The following is a 25568-nucleotide window of genomic DNA, read 5'->3' on the forward strand; positions in this document are numbered from 1 at the left end:
AGTCCCCCCATCGGCGGCTCAAGGCTGGACATGACTCGGACGTACCCACCCCGCCACACGCCCGGGCGACGGGAGCGCCGGACCCGGCAGGACGGCATACTCGCAGTCATGAGTGAGCCCGTGCCCACCCCGATCGAGGACTACGCCGTGCTCGGCGACCTCGGCACCGCCGCCCTCGTGAGCCGCAAGGGCTCCGTCGACTGGCTGTGCCTCCCCCGCTTCGACTCGCGCGCCTGCTTCTCGGCGCTGCTCGGCACGCCGGACCACGGTCGCTGGCTCATCACGCCGGTCGACCCGGACGCGGTCACGACCCGCCGCTACGTCGGCAACTCGTTCGTCCTCGAGACGATCCACGAGACGCCCACCGGCCGGGTCCGCGTCACCGACGTCATGCCGCTCGGCGACGGTCGCTCCGACCTCCTGCGCCGCATCGAGGGCGTCGAGGGCACGGTACGGATGGTCCACGAGTGGACGGTGCGCTTCAACTACGGCCGCACCCGCCCGTGGGTGATGCGCCACACCGAGGACCGCGAGGACCACACCGACGAGATCATCACGGCCATCGCCGGCCCCGACATGCTCGTCCTGCGCGGCGCGCGGCTCCCCCACGCCCAGGACGGCCACCACGTCGACGAGTTCGACGTCGTCGCCGGGCAGACGTTCACCTTCTCGACGACGTGGTTCCGCAGCCACGAGGAGATTCCGCCGCCGCTGCGGGTCCGCGCCCGGATCGACGAGACGATCGCGCTGAGCGAGGAGTACGCCTCCCGCAGCGACTACGCCGGCCCCTACGAGGACGCGGTCACGCGCTCGCTGCTCGTGCTGCGCGGCCTGACCCACCAGTCGACCGGTGGGATCGTCGCCGCCGCCACGACGTCGCTGCCGGAGGAGTTCGGGGGCGAGCGCAACTGGGACTACCGCTTCTGCTGGCTGCGCGACGCCGCGCTGACGCTGGAGGCCCTCCTCGGCTGCGGCTACGTCGAGGAGACCGAGCTGTGGCGGGCGTGGCTGCTGCGCGCCGTCGCCGGTGACCCCGAGGACATGCAGATCATGTACCGCGTCGACGGCGGCCGTGACCTCCCCGAGCGGGTGCTCGAGCACCTGCCCGGGTATGCCGGGTCGCGCCCCGTGCGCGTCGGCAACGCGGCCGTCGAGCAGCGCCAGACCGACGTGCTCGGCGAGGTGATGATCTCGCTCGACCACGCGCGGTCGAAGGGACTCGAGGAGAACGACGACTCCTGGCACCTGCAGCGGGCGCTCGTCAACCACCTCGCCCAGCACTGGGAGGAGGCCGACAACGGCCTCTGGGAGATCCGGGGCCCGCTGCGGCACTTCACCCACTCGCGCGTCATGGTGTGGGCCGCCTTCGACCGTGCGATCCGCGCCGTCGAGCAGCACGGCGTCGAGGGGCCCGTCGAGCACTGGCGCGAGCTGCGCGACCAGGTGCGCGAGGAGGTCATGACGAAGGGCTTCGACACCGAGCGCAACACCTTCGTCCAGCACTACGACACCACCGAGGTCGACGCGTCCCTGCTCACGCTCTCGTCGATCGGCTTCGTCGACGGTGACGACCCGCGGATGCTCGGCACCATCGCCGCCGTCGAGTCCGACCTGCTGCGCGAGGGACTCGTCATGCGCTACCGCACCGACACGGGGGTCGACGGTCTCGCGGGCGACGAGCACCCCTTCCTGGCGTGCTCCTTCTGGCTCGTGACCGCCTACGCGAAGGCGGGTATGAGGACGGAGGCCACCGAGCTGATGGACCGGCTCGTGGGCCTGACCAACGACGTCGGACTGCTCTCCGAGGAGTACGACCCGATCGCGAAGCGCATGGTGGGCAACTTCCCGCAGGCGTTCTCGCACCTGACGCTCGTCGGCGCCGCCCTCGCCCTCGCCAAGGCCTCGGGCGCGGCGTCCGACTCGGAGACGGAGAAGCAACCAGGGAGGGCCACGGCATGAGGCACGCTGACGTGACACCCGCGCTCGTCGCGGCCGAGACCGACCGGGTCGCCTCGACGGCGGCCTCCTTCCGCAACGACGCGGTGCTCGCGCCGTCGCTCTGCGCGGGCTGGTCGCGCGGCCACGTGCTCGCGCACCTCGCTCGCAACGCCGACGCCCTCGCGCGCGTGTGCGACGTCGCGCTGACCGGCACCGCCGACACGATGTACGACGACGTCGAGTCGCGTGACACCGACATCGAGCTCGGCGCCCGACGGTCGGCGCACGACCACGCGACCGACATCCGCGACACGGCGGCCCGCCTCGCCGAGCGGCTCGAGGCCCTCCGCCCCGAGCACGCCGAGGTCCGCGTCGAGCGCACCCCGGGCGGCTTCCCGATCCCGGTCGGGATGGTCCCGTTCATGCGGCTGCGCGAGGTCGTCTACCACCACGTCGACCTCGACGCCGGCTACACCTTCGCGAGCGCCCCGCCAGGGGTCGTCTCGCTCTTCCTGCGCGACGCCGCCAACCGCCTCGCGCACGACGACGCTCCCCCGTCGCTGCACGTCGTGACGGCCGAGGGAGACGAGCACGTCGTCGGTGACGGTGCGACGCGGGTGACCGGGTCAGCCGCCGACGTGCTGCTGTGGCTCGCCCGCGGACACACCGACGGCGTGACCTTCGACGGCCCCGTCCCGACCCTGCCCTTCGGAGGCTGACGATGACGCACACGCCCCCTGACGCCTACTCCGGTCACGTCACCGCGGGCGGGCCGGCCGGTGTCCGGGAGCTGCCCGACCTCACGATCCGCAAGCTCGAGGTCGGCGGCTTCGGCAACAACGCCTACCTGCTGACCTGTCGCGCCACCGGGGCACAGCTGCTCGTCGACGCGGCGGCGGAGCCCGAGCGACTGCTCGACCTCGTGTCCACCGGAGGCGGTGGCCTCGACACCGTCGTCACGACGCACCAGCACCACGACCACGTCGGTGCGCTCGCCGAGGTCGTCGCGGCGACGGGCGCCCGCACCGTCGCCGGCGCCGACGACGCTGACGCGCTGCCCGTGCCGGTCGACGAGCGCGTCGGCCAGGCCGACACCGTGTCCGTCGGCGACGTGACCCTCGACGTCGTCCACCTGCGGGGACACACGCCGGGGTCGATCGCGCTCGCCTACGCCGACCCCGCGCCAGGCGGGCACACCCACCTCTTCACCGGCGACAGCCTCTTCCCCGGCGGCATCGGCAACACGAAGAACCCCGGGCAGAGCTTCGACTCGCTCATCGAGGACGTCACGACCCGTGTCTTCGACGTCTACGACGACGACACGTGGTTCTACCCCGGCCACGGCGACGACTCCACCCTCGGCGCGGAGCGGCCGCACCTGGGCGAGTGGCGCGCCCGCGGCTGGTGACCGCCTGACCCCGGCGGGACGGCACACGCCCTCGGTGACCACCCGCTGACGACGCGATGGCGTATGCCGTCCGGCCGGGCCGGTGGTCAGGGCGCGGGAGCGTGGGCGGCGTGGACCGGGAGGCGCACGCGCATGCGGGTGTCGCCCGGCCGGGACTCGATCTCGATCGCCCCGCCGTGGCGATCGACGACGATGCGGTGGGCGATGTCGAGGCCGAGGCCGGTCCCGCGGCCGACGTCCTTGGTGGTGTAGAACGCCTCGAACGCGCGCTGCTGCACCTCCGGGCTCATCCCCGCGCCGGTGTCCGCGACCTCGACGACGACGGACTCCGCGTCCAGGCGCGTCGTGACGGTGAGGGTGCCGGCGCCGTCCATGGCGTCCACGGCGTTGTCGACGAGGTTGGTCCAGACCTGGTTGAGCTCGCCCGGCATCCCGTCGACGAGCGGCACGTCAGCGCCCCAGTCGCGCACCACCGTGATGCTCGGACGGAGCCGAGGACCCATGACGAGCAGGGTGCTCTCGAGCCCCTCTCGGACGTCGACCCGCTGGTGCGAGGCGCGGTCCATCTGCGAGTAGGACTTGATGCCGGCGACGAGCTCGGACACGCGGCGGGTCGACTCGCGCACCTCGCCGAGGAGCGAGGAGACGTCGATGGTGCGGGCCACCCAGCCGAGACACGCGCCGAGCCCGTGGGACGGTGCCGCGGCGGCGGCCCGCTCGACCCAGCCGACGTCGGCGCCGGCGGAGACGAGGGACGCAGCGAGCTCCCACGGCCGTTCGACCCCGGCCCGGTCGAGCCACTCTCCCAGGTCCTCCTCGCGGTCGGCCGTCTCGAGCGGGTCGGGCAACGTCGTCGGCGGCACGAGCTCGCGGCGCAGCGCGTCGAGCTCACCGAACTGGGTCGCGGTCAGACCGGCCGTCGCCATCTGGCGCAGGGCGTCGAGCAGACCGTCGCAGGCGTGCTCCAGCTCGGCGGACGACCGGGCCGCGGCAGCCGCGGGGTTGTTGATCTCGTGGGCCAGCCCGGCCGCGAGCGTCCCCAGGGTGACGAGCCCGCTGCGCTGGCGGGCCGTCGCCTCGATCGACCGCGCCGTGCCGTAGAGGCCGGCGACGAGGTGCGCGGCGAAGGGGAACCACACGTTCGCGAGCTCGTGGAGGCGCTCGGCCGGGACCCGCAGCAGCCGCCCGGGCGCGACGCCACGGGCCGTCGCGAGGTAGACCCCGTGCTCGTCCCAGGCCCGGAACCCACCGGCCCAGCGACCCGGGACGTCCATGTGGCCGACGACGACGTCCTCTCGCCCGATGTGGCGCGAGAGGTCCAGCGTCCCGTCGACGACGACCCACCAGAAGTCGGCTCGGTCACCCTCCAGCCAGACCACCTCGCCGGGGACGATCGGCACCTCGGCGCCGCCGTCGAGCAGCTGCAGCAGCTGGTCGTCGTCCAGTCCGTCGAAGAGCGGCACCGTGCGGAGGTCGGAGAGCTCGAGCATCGCGGGTCCCGTCTGCCGGTCAGATCGTGGCGAGGTAGCGGTGGACGAAGTAGACCGACATCGAGCCCTCGCCGACGGCGGAGGCGACGCGCTTCATCGAGTCCGAGCGCACGTCGCCCGCCGCGAAGACCCCCGGCAGGCTCGTCTCCAGGGCGAACGGCGGGCGGGCCAGCGGCCAGCCGTGCGCCTGCTGCCCGGTGACGAGGTCGTGGCCGGTGACGACGAAGCCGTGCTCGTCACGTGCGACGTCGGCGCCGAGCCAGTCGGTGCGCGGCGACGCGCCGATGTAGATGAAGAGCCAGGCGGCCTCGACCTCCGTCGTGGCGCCGGTGTGCCGGTCCGAGAGGGTCAGCCGCTCCAGGTGGCCGTCGCCGTCCGCGCCGACGACCTCGGTGCGACACAGGACGCGGATGCGCTCGTCGGCGCGGATCCGCGTGACGAGGTACTGCGACATGCTCGCCTCGAGCGACTCGCCGCGGACGACGAGGGTGACGCGCCTGGCGTGGCGGGCGAGGTTGAGCACCGCCTGGCCGGCCGAGTTGGCGGCGCCGACGACGTAGACCTCGTCCCCCGCACACGCCGCCGCCTGCCCGGCGTTGGACCCGTAGTGCACGCCACGTCCCGAGAGGGCGTCGACGCCACGGGCCTCGAGGCGTCGGTAGGACACGCCGGTCGCGAGGACGACGCTACGGGCTTCGATGTCGTCGGCTCCGTCGAGGCGGACGGCACGGACCGGTCCGCGCTGCTCGAGCGCCATGACGTCCCGGGCGAGCACCATCTCGGCGCCGAAGCGGCGGGCCTGCGCGATCGCCCGCTGCGCGAGGTCGGCACCGGAGAGGCCACGCGGGAAGCCGAGGTAGTTCTCGATCGCCGCGCTCTGCCCGGCCTGCCCGCCGGGGGCGTCGTGCTCGACGACCACGGTGCTCAGGCCCTCGGACGCGGCGTAGACCGCGGCGGCGAGCCCTGCCGGTCCGCCGCCGACGATGCAGAGGTCGTAGAGGGCGCGCTCGGCCCGCGTGCGCAGCCCCAGGGCCGTCGCGACGGCGACCGGTGTCGGGGCGCGGAGGGTGTCGCCGTCGGGGACGAGGACGAGGGGGAGGTCCTCCGGCCCGGCGCCCGCGAGGTCGCGCAGGCGAGCCCCCTCCTCGTCGCGCTCCACGTCGAGCCAGACGTACGACACGTGGTTGTTGGCGAGGAACGTCTTGACGAGGTGGCTCGCCTCGGACCACCGGTGGCCCACGACGCGGACGTCGAACGCGCGCTCCGGGTGGGCGTTGTGCCAGTCGGAGAGCAGGTCGTCGACGACGGGGTAGAGCCGGTCCTCCGGGGGGTCCCACGGCTTGAGGAGGTAGTGGTCGAGCCCGATGTCGTTGATGGCCGAGATCGCGACGTCCGTGTCGGCGTACGCCGTGAGCAGCAAAAGCTTGGCGTCCGGGACGTCGACCCGCACCCGGGCCAGCAGCTCGATGCCCGTCATGCCGGGCATCCGCTGGTCGGACGCGACGAGCGCGAGGGGCTGGCCGCGCAGGACGAGACGGGCCACGAGGTCGAGCGCCTCGGCCCCCGAGGAGGCGCGCAGGATGCGGTGCTCGGCGCCGTAGCGGGCCCGCAGGTCCCTGGCGATCGCGGCCGAGACCGGCGCGTCGTCGTCCACGGTGATGATCGCGGGTCTCGCCACGCGCTCAGCGTACGAGCGGGATCCGGCGTGCGGGGGCGAGTTGGGGCGGTTCACCCCGTCGAGGTGAGCGGGACGAGACGGGCGGACCGGGGCAGGGTGTCACGAACCGGGCACAGGCGAACCGGGACCGGCGGCCGCGTCGGGCGACGCCCGGTGTCGCGGCCACGGGGCGTCCGGCTACTGGGCGTCCTCGAGGTCCGACGTCGCGTCGGGGTCGAACTCCGCGATGAGCGACTCGAGCTCGGACCGGAGGAAGTCGAGGTCCGGCGGGACGTTGGTCAGCAGGAGGTGGCGGCGCGGGTTGCCCGCGACGGAGAGGCCGACGCCGAGACGCGAGCGGCCGTGGCGTTCGCGCCAGGCCCGCTCCAGGCGGGGGCCACCGATCCAGTCGACGGGGGCGTGGAGCCAGCCCTGGACGTCGACGAGGTCGCCGTCGGGGCCGTGACGGCGGTTCTTCGGGGGATCGAATCCCTCGAGGGTGATTCGCTCTTCCATACTCCTGACGGTACGGCTCCGGGAGCCCGCGGACCAGTACCTCACCGAGGTCCACACCGATTCGTGAGGGAAGAGTCAGGGAGGTATCAGCCAGCGGACCGCCGGCCACTGACCGGCAACCCTGCGAAGGAGTCACCCATGTCCGTCACCACCCCTGCCGTCAGCCAGGAGTCCGAGCGCTACGTCGCGCTCGCCGCCACCCACGCCAGCCTGCTGCTCAGCGTCGACGCGCTCCCGCGCTCGCTCTCGGGCGCGGAGGTCGAGTCGGCAGCGACCCCGGTGCACGACCTGTCGGGAGACGTCCTCTTCTGGCGGGCCCGTCTCGGGGGCAGGAAGGCTCGCGGCTACCTCGACGTCGCGGCGAGTCCCGCGATGGGCGCCGTCCTCGTCGCCGCCTCGCCCGATGCCGTCTGGGAGCCCGAGCGCCTCGTCGAACAGGCCCTCGAGGTGCTCGCCAAGCAGAACGACGGCACCCAGGTGGAGGTCGACGAGGTGCGCTTCGTGGACTACAGCCACCCGAAGCTCGCCCTCCAGCTCCTCCGCGAGGGGCGCGAGGTCGCGATGCTCGAGCTGCACACGTGGGAGGTCGTGCCGCCGGCGAGCAAGCGCGAGCGCGGCGCGCCGCCGGCCGACTTCGAGCGCTGGTCCTTCCTCGGCAGCCTCACCGCGAAGGCTCGCGAGTCCCGGGCCGCGCGCTACGACACCGCGGTCGGCGAGCTGTCGCGGCTCGTCGAGCGCCTCGACCGGGACCGCTTCACGGTCTCCGTCGTCGACACCGTCGACATCCTGCTGCGCACGCGGCGCCGGGACCTTCACTACGGCACGCGCAACAGCGACCACCAGGTCTGCTACGAGCTGCGGGGCCAGCAGACGAACGTGTGGTGCGTCGCGGCGAGCGTGCAGATGGTGCTCGACTTCTACCGCTATGAGTACGACCAGGTGCGGGTCGCCGCCGAGCTCGGTCTCGGCACGCCGTCGAGCCCGACGGGTCTGCCCTACGCGAACGACGCACTCGTCGTCACGGTCCTCGAGCGGCTCAGCGGCAACGCGCTCGACGCGACGATGTTCACGACGAACCCGTTCTCGCGTTTCGTCAACGAGATCAACGCCAACCGGCCGCTCGTCAGCTTCGTGCCGGGCCACTCGCGCACCGTCGTCGGCTACTCCGAGACGGGGTGGCTGCTGCTGACGGCCACGGACCGCGGGCTCACCGTCTTCGACCCGTGGCCGCCGAGCTCCGGCGTCGTGACGCGGTGGGAGAACTTCGACGTGACGACCTACCGCCGCACCTTCACCGCGCAGGTCACACTGGCCTGATGGAGCGCGACGCCGACCGGCCGGGCGAGACACCCGACGACGGGTCGGGTCTCGCCGATCGCGCCCGGGGGGCGACCCAGCAGCTCGTCGCGGACGCGACCCGGGTCGGTCCACTCGTGCACCGCCGGGGTGTCGTCGGCCGCCCGGTGCCGGTCCGGGCACCGGCTCCGCCAGGCGCGTCGACCGACCCCGTGGCCGAGGTCGGCCGGTGGTTCGTGCCCGTCACCACCGGCGAGCGCCTCGTCGGTTTCGCGCTCGTCGACGTCGCGACGTCTCCGCCACGCACGGACGGCGCCGACGTCCGCGAGCCAGCTGCACGCGTACGCCGGTGGTCGACGTTCCAGCGTCACGAGGGCGACCTCGAGTCGTGCCCGCCGGCGCTCCTCTGGACCGACCCGACGACCATCACCGCCACGGCGATGGCCGCCACCGGTGCCGGCGAGGGCGCCCGCACGGCCGAGCCGGTCCTCACGTGGGAGCGGACACCGGAGCACCTCGTGTGGGAGGTGACCGTCGACGGTCGGCCCGTGCACGTCGCAGGGTCCAGCGCCTGGCCGGCCTGAGCGAGGCCCGGAGCCGGGTGCGAGGATGACGGCGTGAGCTCGTCCGTCGCCGTCCACGCCGTCACCGCCACCCACCTCGTCCGCGTCCCCGTGACGACGGTCTGGTCCAGCCCGGGGAGCCCGCGCCCCGTCGACGCGCCCGTCGTCGCCGACGAGCCCGATGCCGCGGCGTGGCTCGCCGCGCTCGACGCAGGTTCCGCCGACGACGAGTCCGGCGACGGAAGGCTCGGCCTGCACGGCCGGGTCGAGTCGCAGCTGCTGGCCGGGGAGCCCGTCGTCGTGACCGAGACCAACGAGTCGGGCACGTGGTCCCACGTCGTGGCACCGTGGCAGCTCTCCCCCAAGGACGACCGCGGCTACCCGGGGTGGGTGCCCTCGGCGCACCTGACGCCGGCGGCCGAGACCCTCGTGGAGGGGCCGACGCCCGTCATCGACGCGTCCGCCGGGGCGGACGGCGACGTCACGCACCCGTCCGTCGCCGAGGCCCGCCGCCACCTCGGGCTGCCCTACCTGTGGTCCGGCGTGTCCCCCCTCGGCTTCGACTGCTCTGGACTCGTGCTGCACACGTGGCGCCTCCTCGGCGTCGTCGTGGCCCGCGACGCGTACGCCCAGGCGGAGCTCGCGACGTCGGTCGCGGTCGACGCCGTGCAGGCGGGCGACCTCTACTTCTTCGCCCGGCCGGGCAGGCGGATCCACCACGTTGGCATCGTCGTCCGACCCGGGCGGATGGTCCACGCCTCGGAGACCGGAGGTGTGCTCGTCGAGGAGGACCTGCCCGCCGAGCGCCTCGCCACCCTCGTCGCCGCCGGGCGCCTGCCGATGCCGTGAGCGTCGACCACCGCAGCGCTCCCCTGCTCGTCCTCGGCGGTGTCGTCTCCGTCCAGTTCGGTGGCGCCTTCGCCGCCACGCTCGTCCCCCGCATCGGGGCGCCCGGCTCGGTGCTGCTGCGCCTCTTCTTCGCGATGGTCATCCTGTATGCCGTCGCGCGGCCTTCGTGGCGCGGTCGCAGCCGGTCCGACTGGGGCACCGTCGTGCTCTTCGGGCTGGCGCTCGCGGCGATGAACACCTCGTTCTACGCCTCCCTGGCCCACCTGCCCATCGGTGTGGCCGTGACGATCGAGTTCCTCGGCCCGCTGGGCCTCGCGGCCGCACTGAGCCGTCGGCCGCGGGACGTCCTGGCGGTCGCCGCGGCAGCCCTCGGCGTCGTGCTCGTCTCCGGCGTGCTGCACACGTCGTGGGACCGGCTCGACCTCGTGGGCGTCGGTTTCGCGGCGCTCGCGGGCGTCTTCTGGGCGGCCTACATCGTCCTCAGCCAGCGCACCGGGAAGGCCTTCGGGGGGCTCGACGGGCTCGCCCTCGCCCTCATCGTGTCGACGGTCGCGGTCGCGCCGCTCGGGCTGACGTCCGTCGACCGCTGGACGCCGCAGGACGTCGCGCTCGGTCTCGGCATCGCCGTCCTGTCCTCCGTGCTGCCCTACTCCCTCGAGCTCGTCGCCCTGCGCCATCTCGCGCAACGGGTGTTCGGCATCCTGCTCAGCCTCGAGCCCGTCGTCGCGGCCCTCGCGGGTTTCGTCGTCCTCGACCAGGTGCTCGACCGAGGGCAGGTGGCCGGTATGGCGCTCGTCGTCCTCGCCAGCGTCATCGTCCTCGGCGCCCAGTCGCGTCCAGAGTCACCGGACGCCGCGATGGGCCCGGGCTGATGGGCCACGGCATCTTCCGCTTGACCTCAAGTCCACGTGAGGTCCTACCGTCGCCGGATGACCTCGAGCACGATGCGCCCTGACACCGACGCGGCCGTCCCCGACGCAGGCGGCGGCATCCTGGCCCCCGCGCTGCGGGCCACGACCATCGGCGTCATCGCCCTCGTCTCCCTGCACGCCTTCGAGGCACTCGCCCTGACGACCGTCATGCCGACGATCGCCCGCGAGCTCGACGGCGCGTCCCTGTATGCCATGGCCTTCACGGCCACGCTCGCGTCGGGGATCGTCAGCATCGTGTGGTCCGGCAACCTCGCCGACCGTCGCGGACCCCGGCCGCCCCTGCTCATCGGGCTGGTGCTCTTCGCCGCCGGTCTCGTCGTCGCGGGTCTGGCTCCGTCGATGGGACTGCTCGTGGCGGCCCGTGTCGTGCAGGGCCTCGGGGCAGGCATGACGAGCACCGCGCTCTACGTCCTCGTGACCCGGGTCTACCCGCAACGGCTGCACACGGCGATCCTCGCCGGCTTCTCGGCCGCCTGGGTCGTGCCGTCGATCGCCGGGCCCTTCGTGGCCGGTCTCATCACCCAGACGATCGGCTGGCGCTGGGTCTTCGGGCTGGCCCTCGTCGTCCTCGTCGTGGCGGCCGTGCTGCTCGGCCGCATCATCACGGGACTGCGGCAGGACGTCGTGGACGTGCCGTGGCGGTGGCGGTCGATCGCCGCGTCGGTCGTGCTCGCCGTCGCCGTGCTCGGTCTCAACGCGGTCGCCGACCGGCTCGACCCGTGGGGCATCACCCTTGCCGTGATCGCCCTCGTCGTCGTGGGCCTCACCCTGCTGCCGCTCACGCCGCGGGGGACGTTGCGGGCCGCACGGGGGCTGCCGACCGACGTCGCGCTGCGTGCCCTCGCCTTCGCCGCGTTCAGCGGCGCCGAGGTCTACCTGCCGCGCCTGCTGACCGAACGCGACGGCCTCAGCCCCAGCCTCGCCGGCGTCGCCCTCACCGTCACGGGTGTCACGTGGTTCGCCGGGTCGTGGGTCCAGGGCCGTTGGGACCGCCGTTTCGAGATCGGTCGCACCGCAGCCGTCTCCCTCGCCGCGATCGCCCTCGCCCTCCTCGCACTCGCCGGTGCCGTGGCACTCGACGCGCCGACGTGGGCCGTCATCGCGCTCTTCCCCGTCGTCGGTCTCGGGATCGGGACCCTCTACCCACGCGTGACGGCCCAGGCTCTCTCGCGCGCCGGGTCCACCGAGCAGGGCTTCGTCAGCTCGGCCCTGCAGATCGGCGACTCGTCGGGGGCCGCGACGGCGATCGCCCTCTCGGCCATCGTCTTCGTCGGGGCCGGCTCGGCCGTCCCCGGGGCGTATGCCGCCGTCTTCGCCGTCATGGCCGTCCCCGCCCTGCTCGGCTGGGGCGTCGCGCACCGCGTCCGCTGACGACTCCGGGCTGTCGGAGCTGTCGGAGCTGTCGGAGCTGTCGGAGCTGTCGGAGCTGTCGGAGCTGTCGGAGCTGTCGGAGCTGTCGGAGCTGTCGGAGCTGTCGGAGCTGTCGGAGCTGCCGGAGCTGTCAGAGCTGCCGGAGCTGTCGGAGCGGTCGGACGGTGGACGTCCTTCAGCCGCGGCCGATCCCGGATCCGGTGAGTCCCCCTGTCACACGTGCGGACGGCGACAGGCAGACGCGCCGCAGGTCAGAGGATGTAGCCGCTGGAGGCACTCCAGATGGCGTGGGTGCGGCAGTTGGAGTCGGCGTACTCCTTGGACGTCGACTCGAAGACGGAGTAGAGACGGTTGACCGAGGAGCCCGCCGACTGCGGCGCCCAGACGATCCCTTCCATCATCGGCAGCGTGTTGTGGCTCGTGCGCGCACCCGTGGACCGCACCTGCGTCGTGACCTTGCTCAGGTTGTCCCGGCCCCACGAGCGGCTGAAGACGAATCGGCTGCTCGTGACCTGCACGCCCTGGACGATGGTCGGGGTGGAGTAGGACGCGTTGGGGGTCAGCGTCACGACGCCCGCGGCGGACGTCGGGTAGCGACGCATGACGTTGGTGTAGAAGTCGCCGACGAAGAGGGAGCCACCGTCGTAGTCGACGTACGACGCCCGCGTCAGGCTGTTCACGGTGTAGCGCGCGGCGTAGCTGACGGCCTTGCGCGCGCCGGCGGGCACGGCACGGATGCGGTCGATCGGGATGCGGTAGATCCGCGCCCCGCCGACGCTGTCGGCGACGTAGAGGTTGCCGCGCCCGATCGTGAGACCGCCTGCATGCCCCGTCTTGGGGACGCCGCTCAGCTCGATGGTCTTGACCCACGCGGACGTCGAGCGCTTGTAGACGACGACGCGCGGCACCTCGGCGGCGTCACGGTGGTACATCGAGACGTACAGGTAGTCGCCGGCGGAGTCGTACGTCATCCCCTGCGGCACCCAGTTGGTGTCCTTGTAGGCGCCGAGCGTGTGGCCCGACCAGTTGTCGAATGCGTTGAGCTGCGGATCGGCGCAGCTGCTGACCTTGGCGAAGCCGACCGGGTCGGCAGCCGTGGCCGGCGATGCGGCGACGACGCCGAGCGTCGATGCGAGCGTCAGCGCGAGCCCAGCGGCGGCGGTGCGCAGTCGTGTCCTCATGAGGTTCCCCTGTCGTCGTCGGAGGACCTCTTCCCCCGATGCTCGGACCCTACCCGCGGCCCACGCCCACGGGCGGGAACGTCAGGAGGCAATCCCGGGAGCGGTGGTCACGGACGGTGGTCCACCTGCTGGACCTCCTCCGGCGGCAGGCTGCGTCCGGCCCGCTCGGCTGCCGACGAACGCAGGAGCCGCGTCGATCTCGACACCGTCGGGCTCGGCGCGACGATCGCGACAGCGCGCTTCGGTACCGTCGCATCATGCCCATCAAGCTCGAGAACGTCGGCATCGCCGTGGACGACCTGGAGGCGGCGATCGCCTTCTTCACCGACCTCGGACTGACGGTGCTCGGTCGGGACACGGTCAGCGGCGAGTGGACCGACACCGCCGTGGGACTCGACGGCAACCACGCCAGGATCGCCATGCTCCAGACACCGGACGGGCATGGTCGGCTCGAGCTCTTCGAGTACATCCACCCCAGCGCCATCGCGACGACGCCCACCCTGCCCAACGAGATCGGGATGCACCGGGTCGCCTTCTCGGTCGATGACATCGACGAGGCTCTCGCGATCGCTGCACGGCACGGGTGCCACCCACTGCGCGGCGTGGCGACCTACGAGGACGTCTACACGCTCACCTACGTCCGCGGACCCAGCGGCATCATCGTCATGCTGGCCCAGGAGCTCAAGGGCACGTGATGCCAGCGTCCTTCCCGTCGACGCAGGCGGCTGCCGCTGCACGACGGAGGAGGCGTCCGGCGCCCCCGACGTGACGCGCCCGCCGACCGGGTGGTCGACGGCGCGTCGTGCCGGCATACGTCAGCGCTGGTCGTGCGTGGCGCGGGGAGGGGTCATGCCTTCCTCGGCCGGGAGCCCGGCGGAGGCGTCCCGGGCCACCTCGGGAGCCTCGGTGTCGCCCTCCGCGACGCCGTCCACGGCGGCAGTGCCGTTCGCGGCCTCGAGCTTCGCGTCCCGGCTGGACTTCCAGAGGCTCGCGACGGTGGTGACGCCGAGGATGAGGACGATCGCACCGAGCGAGACGATGATCGGGATGTCGGGGACGCTCTCGATCGGCTGGCCGCCGTTGATGAACGGCAGGTTGTTCTCGTGCATCGCATGCATGACGAGCTTGACGCCGATGAAGGCGAGCAGGACCGCGAGGCCGATGCTGAGGTAGACGAGCTTCTTGAGCAGGCCGCCGATGAGGAAGTAGAGCTGACGCAGTCCCATCAGGGCGAAGATGTTGGCCGTCAGGACGAGGTACGGCTCGTTGGTCAGCCCGTAGATCGCCGGGATCGAGTCGAGTGCGAAGAGCAGGTCGGTCGTGCCCAGGGCCAGGATGACGATGAGCATCGGGGTGATGAGGCGCTTGCCGTTCTCGATCACCGTCAGGCTCGTGCCGTGCCACTCCTTGGTCGCCGGGAAGCGCTTCTCGACCCAGAGCAGGAAGCGGTTCTCGTGGTACTCGTCGTCGTCGCTCTCCCCGCCGGTCGCGAGCTTGATCGCCGTGTAGACGAGGAAGGCGCCGAAGATGTAGAAGACCCACGCGTACGCGTTGATGACGACTGCGCCGAGCCCGATGAAGATGCCGCGCAGGATGATCGCGATGACGATACCGACCATGAGCGCCGACTGCTGGAGCTTCTTCGGCACCTTGAAGCTGCCCATGATGAGCAGGAAGACGAAGAGGTTGTCGACGGACAACGAGTACTCGGTGAGCCAACCGGCGTAGAACTCCCCGGCGTACTGCGCGCCCCACTCGAACCAGATGAAGAGTCCGAAGAGCACGGCGAGGGCGACGAAGAAGGCCAGGTGCCTCCCGGCCTCGGCCATCGACGGGACGTGGGGTCGCCGCGCGATGACGAAGACGTCGACGGCGAGGAACACGGTCATCAGACCGATGGTGAGGAACCAACCCCACACGGGAACATTCATGGGCACAACCTTCCGGTCACCAGAGCAGTAACCGGAGGTCTCTCCCGCCCGGCGTGGTGCCGGACCGACGGGACCGGGAGCGGCGGTGAGACCCACTCCGTGATGACGAGCCCGTCGTGTCGGGGATACTCCCCTCCGTGAACGCCTGAGTCTTTCACTCCGAGCGGCGCGCCTCAAATCGGTCCGCCCCGTGAGCACGACGGGTGGCGGGTCGCATGGCGCTCAGCCGACCGTCCCGGGGCGCTTGCCGCGGGGCAGGCCCGAGACGACGATCTCGTAGGAGGTCTCGATCGCCTCGAGGAGCTCGTCGGGGTCGATCGCCCCCGTCGTGCGCAGGGTGTTCCATCCGTGCCGGCCGATGTAGGCCATGACCGAGGCGTCGTCGGGGTAGCGGAGCAGCCACTCGTCGGCCTCGGTGCGGCTGCGAGCGCTCTTGACCCCGATCGAGTCGTCGCCGAGGAAGACGAAGATCTTGTCGCCGACCTTGGCGACGGTGTCGCCGTCCCACGGCGAGTCCTCCCACGCCCCGGGCAGCGCGAGGGCGGCGGCGCGGAGCCGTGCCGCCAGGCTCCTGCCGGAACCCTGGGCCATCACGGGGCCGTCACCGAGCCATCACCGAGCCATCACCGAGCCATCACCGCGCCTTCATCGGACATCACCGCGTCGCGGCACTCATCTGCCGCAGCTCCTTCTTGAGGTCGCCGATCTCGTCGCGCAGGCGCGCGGCGAGCTCGAAGTGCAGCTCGGTCGCCGCCTGGTGCATCTGGGTCGTGAGCTCCTGGATGAGCCCGGCGAGGTCGGCCGCCGCCATGTCGGCGGGGCGGTTGGTCGTGCCACCGGCGGACACCCCGACGTCGGCGGCCATGGCGCCACGACCGGCGCCGCTCTTGCCGCGGGACTGCATGCGCCCGGAGCCGAGCAGCTCCTGCGTGTCGGCGTCCTCACGCTCGAGCAGGTCGGTGATGTCGGCGATCTTCTTGCGCAGCGGCGTCGGATCGATGCCGTGCTCGGTGTTGTAGGCGATCTGCTTCTCGCGGCGCCGGTTGGTCTCGTCGAGGGCCTGCTCCATCGACGGCGTGACCTTGTCGGCGTACATGTGCACCTGGCCGGACACGTTTCGGGCCGCGCGTCCGATCGTCTGGATGAGGGACCGGGCCGAGCGGAGGAAGCCCTCCTTGTCGGCGTCGAGGATCGAGACGAGCGAGACCTCGGGCAGGTCGAGGCCCTCGCGGAGCAGGTTGATGCCGACGAGGACGTCGAAGACGCCGCTGCGCAGCTCGCGGAGCAGCTCGACCCGCCGCAGCGTGTCGATGTCGCTGTGCAGGTAGCGGACCCGGATGCCCTTGTCGAGGAGGTAGTCGGTGAGGTCCTCGGCCATCTTCTTCGTCAGGGTCGTGACGAGGACGCGCTCGTTGCGCTTGGTGCGCTCCTGGATCTCGTGCATGAGGTCGTCGATCTGGCCCTTGGTCGGCTTGAGCACGACCTCGGGGTCGATGAGACCGGTGGGTCGGATGATCTGCTCTACCGGCGGTCCGGACTTGGCCAGCTCGTACTCCCCCGGTGTCGCCGAGAGGTAGACCGTCTGCCCGATGCGCTCGAGGAACTCCTCCCACTTCAGCGGCCGGTTGTCCATGGCGCTCGGGAGACGGAAGCCGTGCTCGACGAGCATCCGCTTGCGGGACATGTCGCCTTCGTACATCGCGCCGATCTGCGGCACCGTCTGGTGCGACTCGTCGAGGACGAGGAGGAAGTCCTCCGGGAAGTAGTCGATGAGGCAGTTCGGGGCCGAGCCGGACGTGCGGCCGTCGATGTGGCGGCTGTAGTTCTCGATGCCGTTGCAGAAGCCGACCTGCCGCATCATCTCGAGGTCGTAGGTCGTGCGCATGCGCAGGCGCTGGGCCTCGAGGAGCTTGCCCTGCTTCTCGAAGAGGGCCAGCTGGTCCTCGAGCTCGAGCTCGATGCCGCGGATCGCCCGCTCCATCCGCTCGGGGCCGGCGACGTAGTGCGACGCCGGGAAGACGTACATCTCCTGCTCCTCGTTGACGACCTCGCCGGTCACGGGGTGGAGGGTGTAGATGCGCTCGATCTCGTCGCCGAAGAACTCGATGCGGATCGCGAGCTCCTCGTAGACGGGGATGATCTCGACGGTGTCGCCCCTGACGCGGAAGGTGCCGCGGGTGAAGGCGAGGTCGTTGCGGGTGTACTGCATCTCGACGAAGCGGCGGAGCAGGTCGTCGCGCACGACCTCCTGGCCGACCTTGAGCCGGGCCATCCGGTCGACGTACTCCTGGGGAGTGCCGAGGCCGTAGATGCACGACACCGAGGCGACGACGATGACGTCACGCCGGGTCAGCAGCGAGTTGGTCGCCGAGTGCCGCAGCCGCTCGACCTCGTCGTTGACCGAGCTGTCCTTCTCGATGTAGGTGTCCGTCTGCGGGATGTACGCCTCGGGCTGGTAGTAGTCGTAGTAGCTGACGAAGTACTCGACGGCGTTGTTGGGCAGCAGCTCGCGGAACTCGTTGGCCAGCTGCGCGGCGAGCGTCTTGTTGGGGGCCATGACGAGGGTCGGTCGCTGGACCTGCTCGATGAGCCAGGCCGTCGTCGCCGACTTGCCGGTGCCGGTGGCGCCGAGCAGCACGGTGTCGGTGTCGCCCGCCCGGACGCGCTTCGCGAGCTCGGCGATCGCCGTGGGCTGGTCACCGCTCGGGGTGTACTCGGAGATCACCTCGAAGGGTGCCACCGTGCGCTGGAGGTCGGTCGTGGGACGCATGGCTCAACCGTACGTCGCACGACCGACAGCGCCCACTCGCCTACTCCTCCCAGACGTAGGCGGGGCGGAGCTCGACGGTGTCGCCCGGCCCCGCGAAGTTCACGGCGAGCTCCTCCGCGCGCTCCCGGGACGCCACGTCGAGCAGGAAGAAGCCCGCGAGGTGCTCCTTGCTCTCGGCGTACGGCCCGTCCGTCGAGACGGTCCCGCTCTCCGACCAGCGGTAGATCCGTGCCGAGGCGGGGGCGCCCAGCGCCTCGCCGCCCTTGAGCTCACCGCTCTTCGACAGCTCCTCGAGCATCGCGTCGAAGGCCGCACCTCCGGCGTCGCGCTCCTCCTGCGGGCGGGCGAGCGCCTCGGGCATGAAGGCACCCGTCGGGTGGCCCCAGGGCTGCGGGTTGGAGTGGATGAGGATGACGTACTTCATGGGGTGTCCCTTCGGTTCGCGGGCGGCCAGTCTGCCGCCTCGGGTGGGACGTCGGAGCGGACACGCCGGTCTCGACATCACGGGACGCGGTGGGTCCACCCCGGGGTCGCGAACTTCTCGTCGACGAGCCGCTGGGCCTCGGCGAGCTCGGCGTCGGTGTAGTCGGAGACCGTCGTCCGGTAGCGGCGGGCGAACGACGCCGCGAACGACTCGAGGATCGCGTCCCGCGTCATCCCGGTCTGCGAGCGCATCGGGTCGACGCGCTTGTTGGCCGACTTCGTGCCCTTGTCGCTCATCTTCTCGCGGCCGATCCGCAGCACTTCGAGCATCTTGTCCGCGTCGATGTCGTAGGCCATCGTCACGTGGTGCAGGACGGCCCCCGACGCGAAGCGCTTCTGCGCGGCCCCGCCGATCTTGCCGCGATCGCTAGCGATGTCGTTGAGCGGCACGAAGTGGGCCGTCACGCCGACGTCGGCAAGCGCCTCGATGACCCACTCGTCGAGGAAGGAGTAGGACCGCTCGAAGCTCAGTCCCTCGACGAGGGAGGTGGGCACGACGAGCGAGTACGTGATGGTGTTGCCGGGCTCCATGAACATGGCGCCACCCCCGGACACGCGACGCACGACGTCGATGCCGTGGCGTTCGGCCCCGTCGGGGTCGACCTCGTTGCGGACCGACTGGAACGAGCCGATGACGACGAGTGGGCTGTCCCAGTCCCAGAAGCGCAGCGTCGGCGGCCTCTCCCCGGCCGCGACCTCGCGGGCGATGACCTCGTCGAGCGCGACGTGCAGCGCCGGGTCGAGCACGCGCGCCGGGATGACGTCGAAGGCGTGGTCGTCCCACCCCGTCGCCTTGCCGAGGGCACGGCGGATCGCGATGCCGATCGACTCGGCCGTGAAGCCGATGAGCGACACATCGTCGGCGAGGGCGCCCGTGACGGCGCCGGCCAGCTGCTCGACACCGGCGTCCACGGGCATGCCCGTCAGCGCTGCGTTGATGTCGCCGAGCGCCTCGTCGGGCTCGAGGAAGAAGTCGCCGGACACGCTCACCCGCGCGAGTCTGCCGTCCACCTCCTCGAGGTCGACCGCCACGAGCTTGCCACCGGGGACCTTGTACTCACCACGCATGTCACGCTCAACACCGCACACCCCCTGCGTATGCCGGCTGCTCCCTACCGCGGCTGCCAGCCGGTGCGCTCGGCCCAGTCCGTCGCGCGCTGCCACGCGCCCTCGAACCACACCTCCTTGGCCACGACGTAGTCCGAGGTGGCCTCGTGCAGGCCGACCAGCCGGTGCTTCTCCGCGGCATACGCGTCCCGCTCTCCGGGCTCGTGGCGCAGCCAGTCGCGGAAGAGGAGCGCGAATCGCCAGCCCACGGAGCCGTGCTCGCGGACGTGGACGTGGACGTGGCTGCCCGGGTCGCAGCCGCCGAGGAAACGCTTGGTCCATCCGGCCGGGTCGGACCCGACCGGGTGGGGCGTGTCGTTGTGGATGCCGTGGGAGAAGACGTAGCCGGCGTCCCGGAGCGGCCGCAGCACATCGTCCCGGTCGGCGTCGGCGAGGTGGCGGACCCCGACCTGGACGTCGATGACGTCCTTGGCGAGGAGTCCCGGCACGGACGTGGAGCCGATATGTGACACCTCGGTGGCGACGCCCGTGGGCGCGAGCGCCGCAGCGAGACGGGCGACGACCCGCTCGGCGCGTGGCTCCCAGTCCGCGCGGGGGTCGACGACGCACTCGCGCGAGAGGTCCGGCCGGCGTGACCGGGTGCCGGTCACGAGGTTGCCCTCGTAGGGCACGAGCCTCYCGTGCCAGAGGGCGTCCACGGCGCGGGCGAGGTCGTCGGGCGTGCCGGAGTTGTCGAGCACGACGTCGGCCACCGCACGGCGCTGGGCGTCGGTCGCCTGGGCGGCGATGCGGTGCCGGGCGTCGGCCTCGTCGAGCCTGCGCTGGTCGACGAGCCGGCGCACCCGCGTCTCGACGTCGGTCTCGACGACGACGGTGAGGTGCTCGTGCACCCAGAGCCCGCGCTCGACGAGGAGGGGCATGTCGTAGACGGAGACGGTGTCGTCAGGAGCGGCGGCCCGACGTTCTGCGACGCGGGCCGCGATCGCGGGTCCGGTGATGGCGTCGAGCGCGTCGAGGGCCTCGCGGTCGGGGAAGACGATCGCGGCCAGGGCAGCCCGGTCGAGGCTCCCGTCGTCTCGGACGACCGCGTCCCCGAAGCGCGCCCGGATCCGTTGCAGGGTGGGCTCCCCCGGCTCGACGACCTCGCGGGCGACCGCATCCGCGTCGACGACGTGGGCGCCCAGCTCGGCCAGCCGTCGCGACACCGTGGACTTGCCCGACCCGATCCCTCCGGTGACTCCGACGCGCAGCACGGGCGACCTCAGGCGAAGCGGGCGGGGAAGCCGCCCTGGGCGACCGGACCCCATCGGGTGGGCGTGACACGAAGGAGGGACTTGCCCTGGTCGCGCATCGCCTGGCGGTACTCGTCCCAGTCGGGGTGCTCGCCCGAGATGGCGCGGAAGTAGTCGACGAGGGGCTCGACGGAGTCCGGCAGGTCGATGACCTCGCAGTCGCCGTCGACCTGCACCCACTCGCCGCCGAAGTCGTCGGACAGGACGAGGACGCTGACCTGCGGTCGGCGCCGGGCGTTCGTCGTCTTGGCGCGCTCGGGGTAGGTCGAGATGACGATACGTCCCTGCTCGTCGACGCCGCCCGTGACCGGCGAGGCCTGCGGCCGCCCGTCGGCGCGCTGCGTCATGAGCACCATCGAGTGGCGCGGACGGACGAAGTCGAGCATCGCGTCGCGGTCGACCTCGGTGTTGGTCGCGATCTGGCGGGGCATCGTCAGTCCTCCTGCTCGGCGCTGCTGGCGCGGTCGAAGATCGCGACGACCGCCTCGGCCAGCCAGGCGGCATACATCGCGTGGGTCCACCCGCAGCGTCGCACGAAACGGTCGTAGATCTCCGGCGAGGTCACGGTCCAGACGATGTCGATGAACCGCTCGCGGTCGAGCTGTGGCGGCAGCCCGTGAGCCGCATCGAGGGCGTTGAGGGCGTTCGTGTTGCCGGCCCGACGCTCGCGGTCGATCGTCGCGACGAACTCCTGCAAGCCCGTGTCGCCGCCGGCGCCCTGGGCGAGGAGCACGCCGAGAAGCGGTCCGACCCGCTCGTAGATCGTCGCGCACAACGCGGCGTAGGCCCGGACGAAGGCCTCACGGTCGGGGGCCGTCGACATGGCGCGGAACTCCGGCCGGTCCTGCATCGCGACGGGCGCGTCGTCACCGACGAGGAGCACGTCGTAGACCGCTTTGACGACGGCCGCCTTGCCGCCGATGGCGTTGTAGACGGTCTGCGCGCTGACCCCGGCGTTCGCGGCGAGCGCGCTCACGGACATGGCGTGGTAGCCGTCGCGCAGGAGCATCTCGCCCGCGGCCTCGATGATGCGGCGCCGGGTGGCCAGGGCTGCTTCCGCACGCGAGCTGTTGTCGTACGCCCGGTCTGTTGACATCGGAGCCCTTCGAACGCATCATGAGTTCGCTGGAACGGCGTTCTAGCGAATGGGCGGGGTCCAGGGGTCCCCACCCAGCTGCTGCACCGGACGGTGACAGCGTCGACATCGGCGCCTGTCGACCGCACGAGTGTGCCACGGGCGCCACGGCTCCCGCCCCGGAGGGGCACCGGAGGGGGAGCGAGGGGCCGGACCACGGGGTCCGGCCCCTCGCTACGGCACGCAGCCGGGCCGCATCGGCCCACCGGGTCAGGCAGGCGTCGGCGCCAGCACGGAGACGGCGCGGTCGGGGTAGTCCGACACGAGGCCGTCGACTCCCGCCTCGACGAGCTCGACCATCCGCGCCGGCTCGTTGACCGTCCACGGCAGCACGGCGAGTCCGGCGGCGTGCGCGCGCTGGACGAAGTCCGCGTCGACGAGCACGTGCTCGGGCGAGATGACGCCCGCCCCGACGGCGGCGGCACCGGCACACACGTCGTCGTGCGACTCCCCCACCCTCACTCTGCCCGTCCACGGGCTGCCCGGGACCCACGTCACCGAGGCCTCGACGAGAGCCGAGCGGATGACGTCGGGCGCGAGCTCTGCCGAGAGCTCGAGCACGGCCCAGTCGAACGAGTGCATGAAGCACTGTCGTTCGAGGCCGGCCTCGTGGACGCTTGCCAGGACCCCCTCGAGGAGTCGACGCCGTCCGGCGGACTCCCCCGGGTCGAGCGGGTTGACCTTGAGCTCGATGGTCCACCACACGTCCGGCGCGCGCTCGACCCCGTGGGCGAGCACCTCGTCCAACGTCGAGATGCGGGCGCCCGGCGACGGTCGCTGCTCCGGGAAGCCGGCGAGCGTCTGGCTGCCGACGTCCACCGTGCGCAGCTGCTCGAGGGTCAGGTCGGCGACCCGGGCGCCGACGAGGTCCGGACCGGTCGGTCGGCACTTGAGCGGCAGCAGCACCGGGTCGTGCCAGACGACGACGTCCCCGTCGGCGGTGAGCCGGACGTCGAGCTCGACGCCGGTCACCCCGGCGTCGTAGGCGGCGGCGAAGCTGGCCAGCGTGTTCTCGACGACGAGCCCCTTGGCACCGCGATGCCCCTCGACGTCGAAGCGGCCCGAGGCCCAGGGACCGGGGCGAGACGCCATGCTCAGGCCTCGATCCGCTCGCCGGAGGCAGCATCGAAGAGGTGGACCTCGCCACGGTTGGGCTCGACGTGCACGGTGTCACCGACCGTCAGGTGGGTGCGCTTGTCGAGGCGGACGGTGACGCGGTCGGCGCCCTCGTCGGCGCCGACCGGGCGGCCGTAGACGAACGACTCCGAGCCCAGCGACTCGACGAGCTCGACGGTGAGCCCGAGGGCGGACGGGTCGGCCCCGTCCCGGCTTTCTCCGGCGGGCGTCTGCACGACGTGCCACGACTCCGGGCGCAGCCCGACGACGACCTTCTCCCCCGCGCGGCCGGCGACCGCACGGTCCAGGGGCACCGGGACGCCGTGGACCCGCGCCACGCCCTCGCGCACCTCGGACTCGACGAGCGTGATGGCCGGCGAGCCGATGAAGGCCGCGACGAAGGTGTTGACCGGGTGGTCGTAGAGCCGCTCCGGCGTGTCGACCTGCTGGAGCTTCCCGTCGCGCAGCACCGCGACCCGGTGGCCCATCGTCATCGCCTCGACCTGGTCGTGGGTGACGTAGACCGTCGTGATGCCGAGCCGTCGCTGCAGACCCGCGATCTGCGAGCGGGTGGAGACGCGCAGCTTGGCGTCGAGGTTGGACAGCGGCTCGTCCATGCAGAAGACCTTGGGGTTGCGCACGATCGCGCGTCCCATGGCGACGCGCTGGCGCTGACCGCCCGACATCTGGCCGGGCTTGCGGTCGAGGAGCGGCTCGAGCTCGAGGATCTTGGCGGCCTCGGCGACCCGCTGCTTCGTCTCGGCCTTGCTCACCTTCGCGTTGTCGAGGGCGAAGGCCATGTTCTGCGCGGCCGACATGTTCGGGTAGAGCGCGTAGCTCTGGAAGACCATGGCGATGTCCCGGTCACGCGGGCGCACCCCCTTCTGGTCGTGGCCGTCGACGAGGATGCGCCCGCCGTCGACCGGCTCGAGACCCGCGAGCATCCGCAGGGTCGTCGACTTGCCGCAGCCCGAGGGGCCGACGAGGACGAGGAACTCACCGTCGGCGATGTCGAGCGTGATGCCGTCGACCGCCGGGGCGGCGTCGTCCTTGGAGAACCGACGAGTCGCCTCGTCGAAGTACACGGTTGCCATCGGTGGCCTCTCGGGTCGTTCTGGTTCGGGGTCCGGGACCGGGGACGTGGGAGGGCGCGAGCGTGCTCGCCGCCTCCCACGTCACTCCGGAGCCGTCCGGCAGGTCCGTGCGGGGCCCGCCGGACGGCATACGACCGGGGTGATGCGGCAGCGCGTCAGGCGCCGAGCTTGCTCTTGATCTGCGAGTCGAAGACCTGCTGGCTCTCGGCGTCGAGGCCCTTGAAGACGGTCGCGACGTCCTGGCCCTGGACGATCTGGTCGAGGCCCTTGCCGATCCGGGCGCCACCGCCGGGCAGCAGCACGCGGACGTTGTCCTGCGACCGGGTCTTGGGCAGCTGCTCGATCGCCGTCTTGGCGTTGGGGTTCTTCTCGAGGAACGCCTTCTCCTCCGGAAGGTCCACGGCCGACTTGCGCACGGGCATGTAGCCGGTGGCCTGCGTGAAGGTGACGGTGTTCTGGGCGTTGGTGAGGAACTCGATGAACTTCAGCGCGTTCTTCTTGCGGTCGTCCGAGATGTTGGCCGGGATGCCGACGCCCGCGCCACCCGTCGGGCAGTTGCCGTCGGTCGGCAGGAACGCCGTGCCCACCGGGAACTTCGCGTCCTTGGCCACGCCGCCGAGCGACCCGGTCGACATCATGCTGCAGCCGACGATGCCGGCCGTGAAGTCCGGCGCGGGGTCCTTGGACAGCTTGAGGTAGCCGTCCTTGGCGAGGTTCTGCAGGTAGGTGCCGGCCTTGACCGTGTTGGGGTCCGAGAACGTCGGCGTCCACTCCTTGGAGTAGGCACCGCCGTAGCCCCACACGATGTTCTGGAAGACCCAGTCGAGGTAGTTCGAGCCGTCGGGCAGCTCCATGACGATCTTGTCGGAGCCGGCGGCGGYCTTGAGCTTCGGTGCCCACGTGAGGAACTCGTCCCAGTCCTGCGGGCCACGGTCCTCGAGACCGGCGGCCTTCCAGAGGTCCTTGTTGTAGTAGAAGAGCGGTGTCGACCGGGAGAACGGCAGCGCGTAGTGCTTGTCGTCGAGGTTGTAGTCGTTGTAGAGCGCATCGACGTAGTCGGACGTGTCCATCTTGGCCGTCGACAGCAGCTCGTCGAGCGGGCTCAGCTGCTTGTTGAGCGCGAAGTTGAACCACGTGACGTCCGAGACGACGACGACGTCGGGCAGCGAGCCGCCGGCGAGCGAGGCGTTGAACTTCTGCGCGACCTCCTCGTAGTTCTTGCCGGCGTCGACGAGCTTGACCTTGAGGCCCGAGTTGGCCGCCTCGAAGGCCTTGATGATCTCCTGCTCGACCGGCTTGCTGTTCCCGGGGTGGTTGCTCCAGAACTCGATGGTGTTGCTCGAGCCGCCACCGCCGCCCGTCGTCGGGGACGTGCCGGTGCCCGCGCAGGCCGCGAGACCGGCGACGCCGGCCGCGCCGGCGAGGCCGAGGAAGCCTCGACGTGAGAACTCGTTCATGGATGGTGCCTTTCCCTGTGG

The 25568-nt window shown here is 71.6% G+C and carries 24 protein-coding genes; 9 read left to right on the top strand and 15 right to left on the bottom strand.

Features of this window, described 5'->3' with window-relative positions; all coding sequences use genetic code 11:
* The first annotated feature begins 108 nt into the window (after positions 1-108).
* From AB4Y83_RS06455 to AB4Y83_RS06465, 3 genes are read left to right on the top strand one after another with little or no spacing between them, the layout of a single operon-like run.
* Positions 109-1959 carry a glycoside hydrolase family 15 protein gene (locus AB4Y83_RS06455; RefSeq protein ID WP_442296339.1) on the top strand — a complete coding sequence of 617 codons (1851 nt, stop codon included), beginning with the start codon at positions 109-111 and terminating at the stop codon, positions 1957-1959.
* Positions 1956-2657, top strand: coding sequence for a maleylpyruvate isomerase family mycothiol-dependent enzyme (locus AB4Y83_RS06460; RefSeq protein ID WP_442296340.1), 702 nt, complete (start codon positions 1956-1958; stop codon positions 2655-2657). Before AB4Y83_RS06455 ends, AB4Y83_RS06460 begins: the two co-directional genes overlap by 4 nt.
* 2 nt (positions 2658-2659) lie before the next feature.
* Positions 2660-3346: an MBL fold metallo-hydrolase gene (locus AB4Y83_RS06465; protein ID WP_442296341.1), complete on the top strand. Its 687-nt coding sequence runs from the start codon at positions 2660-2662 to the stop codon at positions 3344-3346.
* An 86-nt stretch (positions 3347-3432) separates the two neighbouring features.
* Here AB4Y83_RS06465 and AB4Y83_RS06470 read toward each other — a convergent pair whose 3' ends face one another.
* The 3 genes from AB4Y83_RS06470 to AB4Y83_RS06480 form a co-directional block, all read right to left on the bottom strand.
* Positions 3433-4836, bottom strand: a complete 1404-nt coding sequence (locus AB4Y83_RS06470; RefSeq protein WP_442296342.1) for an ATP-binding protein — start codon at positions 4834-4836, stop codon at positions 3433-3435.
* A 19-nt stretch (positions 4837-4855) separates the two neighbouring features.
* A complete protein-coding gene (locus AB4Y83_RS06475) occupies positions 4856-6514 on the bottom strand; it encodes an FAD-dependent oxidoreductase (protein WP_442296343.1) in 1659 nt (552 codons plus the stop codon).
* Positions 6515-6691: 177 nt separating this feature from the next.
* On the bottom strand, positions 6692-7009 hold the full coding sequence (locus AB4Y83_RS06480; RefSeq protein WP_056776698.1) for a hypothetical protein: 318 nt from the start codon (positions 7007-7009) through the stop codon (positions 6692-6694).
* A 138-nt stretch (positions 7010-7147) separates the two neighbouring features.
* Here AB4Y83_RS06480 and AB4Y83_RS06485 point away from each other — a divergent pair, with 138 nt between their 5' ends.
* Genes AB4Y83_RS06485 through AB4Y83_RS06505 form a run of 5 tightly spaced genes read left to right on the top strand, consistent with a single transcriptional unit; the run spans position 7148 to position 12020 of the window.
* Complete coding sequence (locus AB4Y83_RS06485) at positions 7148-8326, top strand: C39 family peptidase (RefSeq protein ID WP_442296344.1); 1179 nt, start codon at positions 7148-7150, stop codon at positions 8324-8326.
* Positions 8326-8889 (top strand): hypothetical protein, encoded by a 564-nt coding sequence (locus tag AB4Y83_RS06490; RefSeq protein ID WP_442296345.1) that lies wholly within the window; start codon positions 8326-8328, stop codon positions 8887-8889. The genes AB4Y83_RS06485 and AB4Y83_RS06490 overlap by 1 nt, the downstream gene beginning before the upstream one ends.
* A 33-nt stretch (positions 8890-8922) precedes the next feature.
* Positions 8923-9717: a C40 family peptidase gene (locus AB4Y83_RS06495; protein WP_442296346.1), complete on the top strand. Its 795-nt coding sequence runs from the start codon at positions 8923-8925 to the stop codon at positions 9715-9717.
* Positions 9714-10589 (top strand): EamA family transporter, encoded by an 876-nt coding sequence (locus AB4Y83_RS06500; RefSeq protein WP_442273606.1) that lies wholly within the window; start codon positions 9714-9716, stop codon positions 10587-10589. Before AB4Y83_RS06495 ends, AB4Y83_RS06500 begins: the two co-directional genes overlap by 4 nt.
* 57 nt (positions 10590-10646) lie before the next feature.
* Positions 10647-12020, top strand: a complete 1374-nt coding sequence (locus AB4Y83_RS06505; RefSeq protein WP_442296347.1) for an MFS transporter — start codon at positions 10647-10649, stop codon at positions 12018-12020.
* Positions 12021-12271: 251 nt separating this feature from the next.
* Here the strand turns inward: AB4Y83_RS06505 and AB4Y83_RS06510 are convergent, their stop codons facing one another.
* Entirely contained in the window at positions 12272-13201 is a 930-nt protein-coding gene (locus AB4Y83_RS06510; RefSeq protein WP_442296348.1) for a hypothetical protein, read from the bottom strand.
* 257 nt (positions 13202-13458) lie between these two features.
* On the opposite strand from AB4Y83_RS06510, the gene AB4Y83_RS06515 reads away from it, so the two are divergent.
* The gene (locus AB4Y83_RS06515) at positions 13459-13896 is read left to right on the top strand and encodes a VOC family protein (protein ID WP_442273609.1); all 438 of its coding nucleotides are present in this window, start codon (positions 13459-13461) and stop codon (positions 13894-13896) included.
* A 120-nt stretch (positions 13897-14016) separates the two neighbouring features.
* On the opposite strand, the gene AB4Y83_RS06520 is transcribed toward AB4Y83_RS06515, so the two are convergent.
* From AB4Y83_RS06520 to AB4Y83_RS06570, 11 genes are all read right to left on the bottom strand, one after another.
* A complete protein-coding gene (locus tag AB4Y83_RS06520) occupies positions 14017-15132 on the bottom strand; it encodes a TerC family protein (RefSeq protein WP_442296349.1) in 1116 nt (371 codons plus the stop codon).
* Positions 15133-15354: 222 nt separating this feature from the next.
* The gene (locus AB4Y83_RS06525; protein ID WP_442296350.1) at positions 15355-15723 is read right to left on the bottom strand and encodes an MmcQ/YjbR family DNA-binding protein; all 369 of its coding nucleotides are present in this window, start codon (positions 15721-15723) and stop codon (positions 15355-15357) included.
* Between the two features lie 64 nt (positions 15724-15787).
* On the bottom strand, positions 15788-17902 hold the full coding sequence (gene uvrB, locus AB4Y83_RS06530; RefSeq protein WP_442273612.1) for an excinuclease ABC subunit UvrB: 2115 nt from the start codon (positions 17900-17902) through the stop codon (positions 15788-15790).
* A 40-nt stretch (positions 17903-17942) separates the two neighbouring features.
* Positions 17943-18326, bottom strand: a complete 384-nt coding sequence (locus AB4Y83_RS06535; protein ID WP_056776671.1) for a YciI family protein — start codon at positions 18324-18326, stop codon at positions 17943-17945.
* A 77-nt stretch (positions 18327-18403) separates the two neighbouring features.
* The gene (locus AB4Y83_RS06540) at positions 18404-19453 is read right to left on the bottom strand and encodes a lipoate--protein ligase family protein (RefSeq protein ID WP_442273613.1); all 1050 of its coding nucleotides are present in this window, start codon (positions 19451-19453) and stop codon (positions 18404-18406) included.
* Positions 19454-19497: 44 nt separating this feature from the next.
* Entirely contained in the window at positions 19498-20706 is a 1209-nt protein-coding gene (coaE, locus tag AB4Y83_RS06545) for a dephospho-CoA kinase (RefSeq protein WP_442296351.1), read from the bottom strand.
* A gap of 8 nt (positions 20707-20714) precedes the next feature.
* The gene (locus AB4Y83_RS06550; protein ID WP_442296352.1) at positions 20715-21176 is read right to left on the bottom strand and encodes a PPOX class F420-dependent oxidoreductase; all 462 of its coding nucleotides are present in this window, start codon (positions 21174-21176) and stop codon (positions 20715-20717) included.
* 2 nt (positions 21177-21178) lie between these two features.
* Entirely contained in the window at positions 21179-21841 is a 663-nt protein-coding gene (locus tag AB4Y83_RS06555) for a TetR/AcrR family transcriptional regulator (RefSeq protein ID WP_442296353.1), read from the bottom strand.
* Positions 21842-22090: 249 nt separating this feature from the next.
* The gene (locus tag AB4Y83_RS06560; protein WP_442273617.1) at positions 22091-22972 is read right to left on the bottom strand and encodes a glycerophosphodiester phosphodiesterase family protein; all 882 of its coding nucleotides are present in this window, start codon (positions 22970-22972) and stop codon (positions 22091-22093) included.
* A 2-nt stretch (positions 22973-22974) separates the two neighbouring features.
* Positions 22975-24090 carry an ABC transporter ATP-binding protein gene (locus AB4Y83_RS06565; protein ID WP_442296354.1) on the bottom strand — a complete coding sequence of 372 codons (1116 nt, stop codon included), beginning with the start codon at positions 24088-24090 and terminating at the stop codon, positions 22975-22977.
* A gap of 155 nt (positions 24091-24245) precedes the next feature.
* Positions 24246-25547: an ABC transporter substrate-binding protein gene (locus AB4Y83_RS06570; protein WP_442296355.1), complete on the bottom strand. Its 1302-nt coding sequence runs from the start codon at positions 25545-25547 to the stop codon at positions 24246-24248.
* Positions 25548-25568: the final 21 nt, after the last annotated feature.

It is taken from the genome of Terrabacter sp. RAF57, from assembly GCF_052113925.1.
In the GTDB taxonomy this organism is placed as follows: domain Bacteria; phylum Actinomycetota; class Actinomycetes; order Actinomycetales; family Dermatophilaceae; genus Terrabacter.

Bases quoted from the DNA above. Each gene is read 5' to 3' on its own strand.
- AB4Y83_RS06565 (WP_442296354.1), bottom strand. From the start codon at position 24,090: ATGGCAACCGTGTACTTCGACGAGGCGACTCGTCGGTTCTCCAAGGAC.
- AB4Y83_RS06485 (WP_442296344.1), top strand. From the start codon at position 7,148: ATGTCCGTCACCACCCCTGCCGTCAGCCAGGAGTCCGAGCGCTACGTC.
- AB4Y83_RS06550 (WP_442296352.1), bottom strand. From the start codon at position 21,176: ATGCCCCGCCAGATCGCGACCAACACCGAGGTCGACCGCGACGCGATG.
- AB4Y83_RS06470 (WP_442296342.1), bottom strand. From the start codon at position 4,836: ATGCTCGAGCTCTCCGACCTCCGCACGGTGCCGCTCTTCGACGGACTG.
- AB4Y83_RS06480 (WP_056776698.1), bottom strand. From the start codon at position 7,009: ATGGAAGAGCGAATCACCCTCGAGGGATTCGATCCCCCGAAGAACCGC.
- AB4Y83_RS06505 (WP_442296347.1), top strand. From the start codon at position 10,647: ATGACCTCGAGCACGATGCGCCCTGACACCGACGCGGCCGTCCCCGAC.
- AB4Y83_RS06535 (WP_056776671.1), bottom strand. From the start codon at position 18,326: ATGAAGTACGTCATCCTCATCCACTCCAACCCGCAGCCCTGGGGCCAC.
- AB4Y83_RS06540 (WP_442273613.1), bottom strand. From the start codon at position 19,453: ATGCGTGGTGAGTACAAGGTCCCCGGTGGCAAGCTCGTGGCGGTCGAC.
- AB4Y83_RS06510 (WP_442296348.1), bottom strand. From the start codon at position 13,201: ATGAGGACACGACTGCGCACCGCCGCCGCTGGGCTCGCGCTGACGCTC.
- uvrB (WP_442273612.1), bottom strand. From the start codon at position 17,902: ATGCGTCCCACGACCGACCTCCAGCGCACGGTGGCACCCTTCGAGGTG.
- AB4Y83_RS06455 (WP_442296339.1), top strand. From the start codon at position 109: ATGAGTGAGCCCGTGCCCACCCCGATCGAGGACTACGCCGTGCTCGGC.
- AB4Y83_RS06525 (WP_442296350.1), bottom strand. From the start codon at position 15,723: ATGGCCCAGGGTTCCGGCAGGAGCCTGGCGGCACGGCTCCGCGCCGCC.
- AB4Y83_RS06560 (WP_442273617.1), bottom strand. From the start codon at position 22,972: ATGGCGTCTCGCCCCGGTCCCTGGGCCTCGGGCCGCTTCGACGTCGAG.
- AB4Y83_RS06460 (WP_442296340.1), top strand. From the start codon at position 1,956: ATGAGGCACGCTGACGTGACACCCGCGCTCGTCGCGGCCGAGACCGAC.
- AB4Y83_RS06465 (WP_442296341.1), top strand. From the start codon at position 2,660: ATGACGCACACGCCCCCTGACGCCTACTCCGGTCACGTCACCGCGGGC.
- AB4Y83_RS06490 (WP_442296345.1), top strand. From the start codon at position 8,326: ATGGAGCGCGACGCCGACCGGCCGGGCGAGACACCCGACGACGGGTCG.
- AB4Y83_RS06555 (WP_442296353.1), bottom strand. From the start codon at position 21,841: ATGTCAACAGACCGGGCGTACGACAACAGCTCGCGTGCGGAAGCAGCC.
- AB4Y83_RS06520 (WP_442296349.1), bottom strand. From the start codon at position 15,132: ATGAATGTTCCCGTGTGGGGTTGGTTCCTCACCATCGGTCTGATGACC.
- AB4Y83_RS06515 (WP_442273609.1), top strand. From the start codon at position 13,459: ATGCCCATCAAGCTCGAGAACGTCGGCATCGCCGTGGACGACCTGGAG.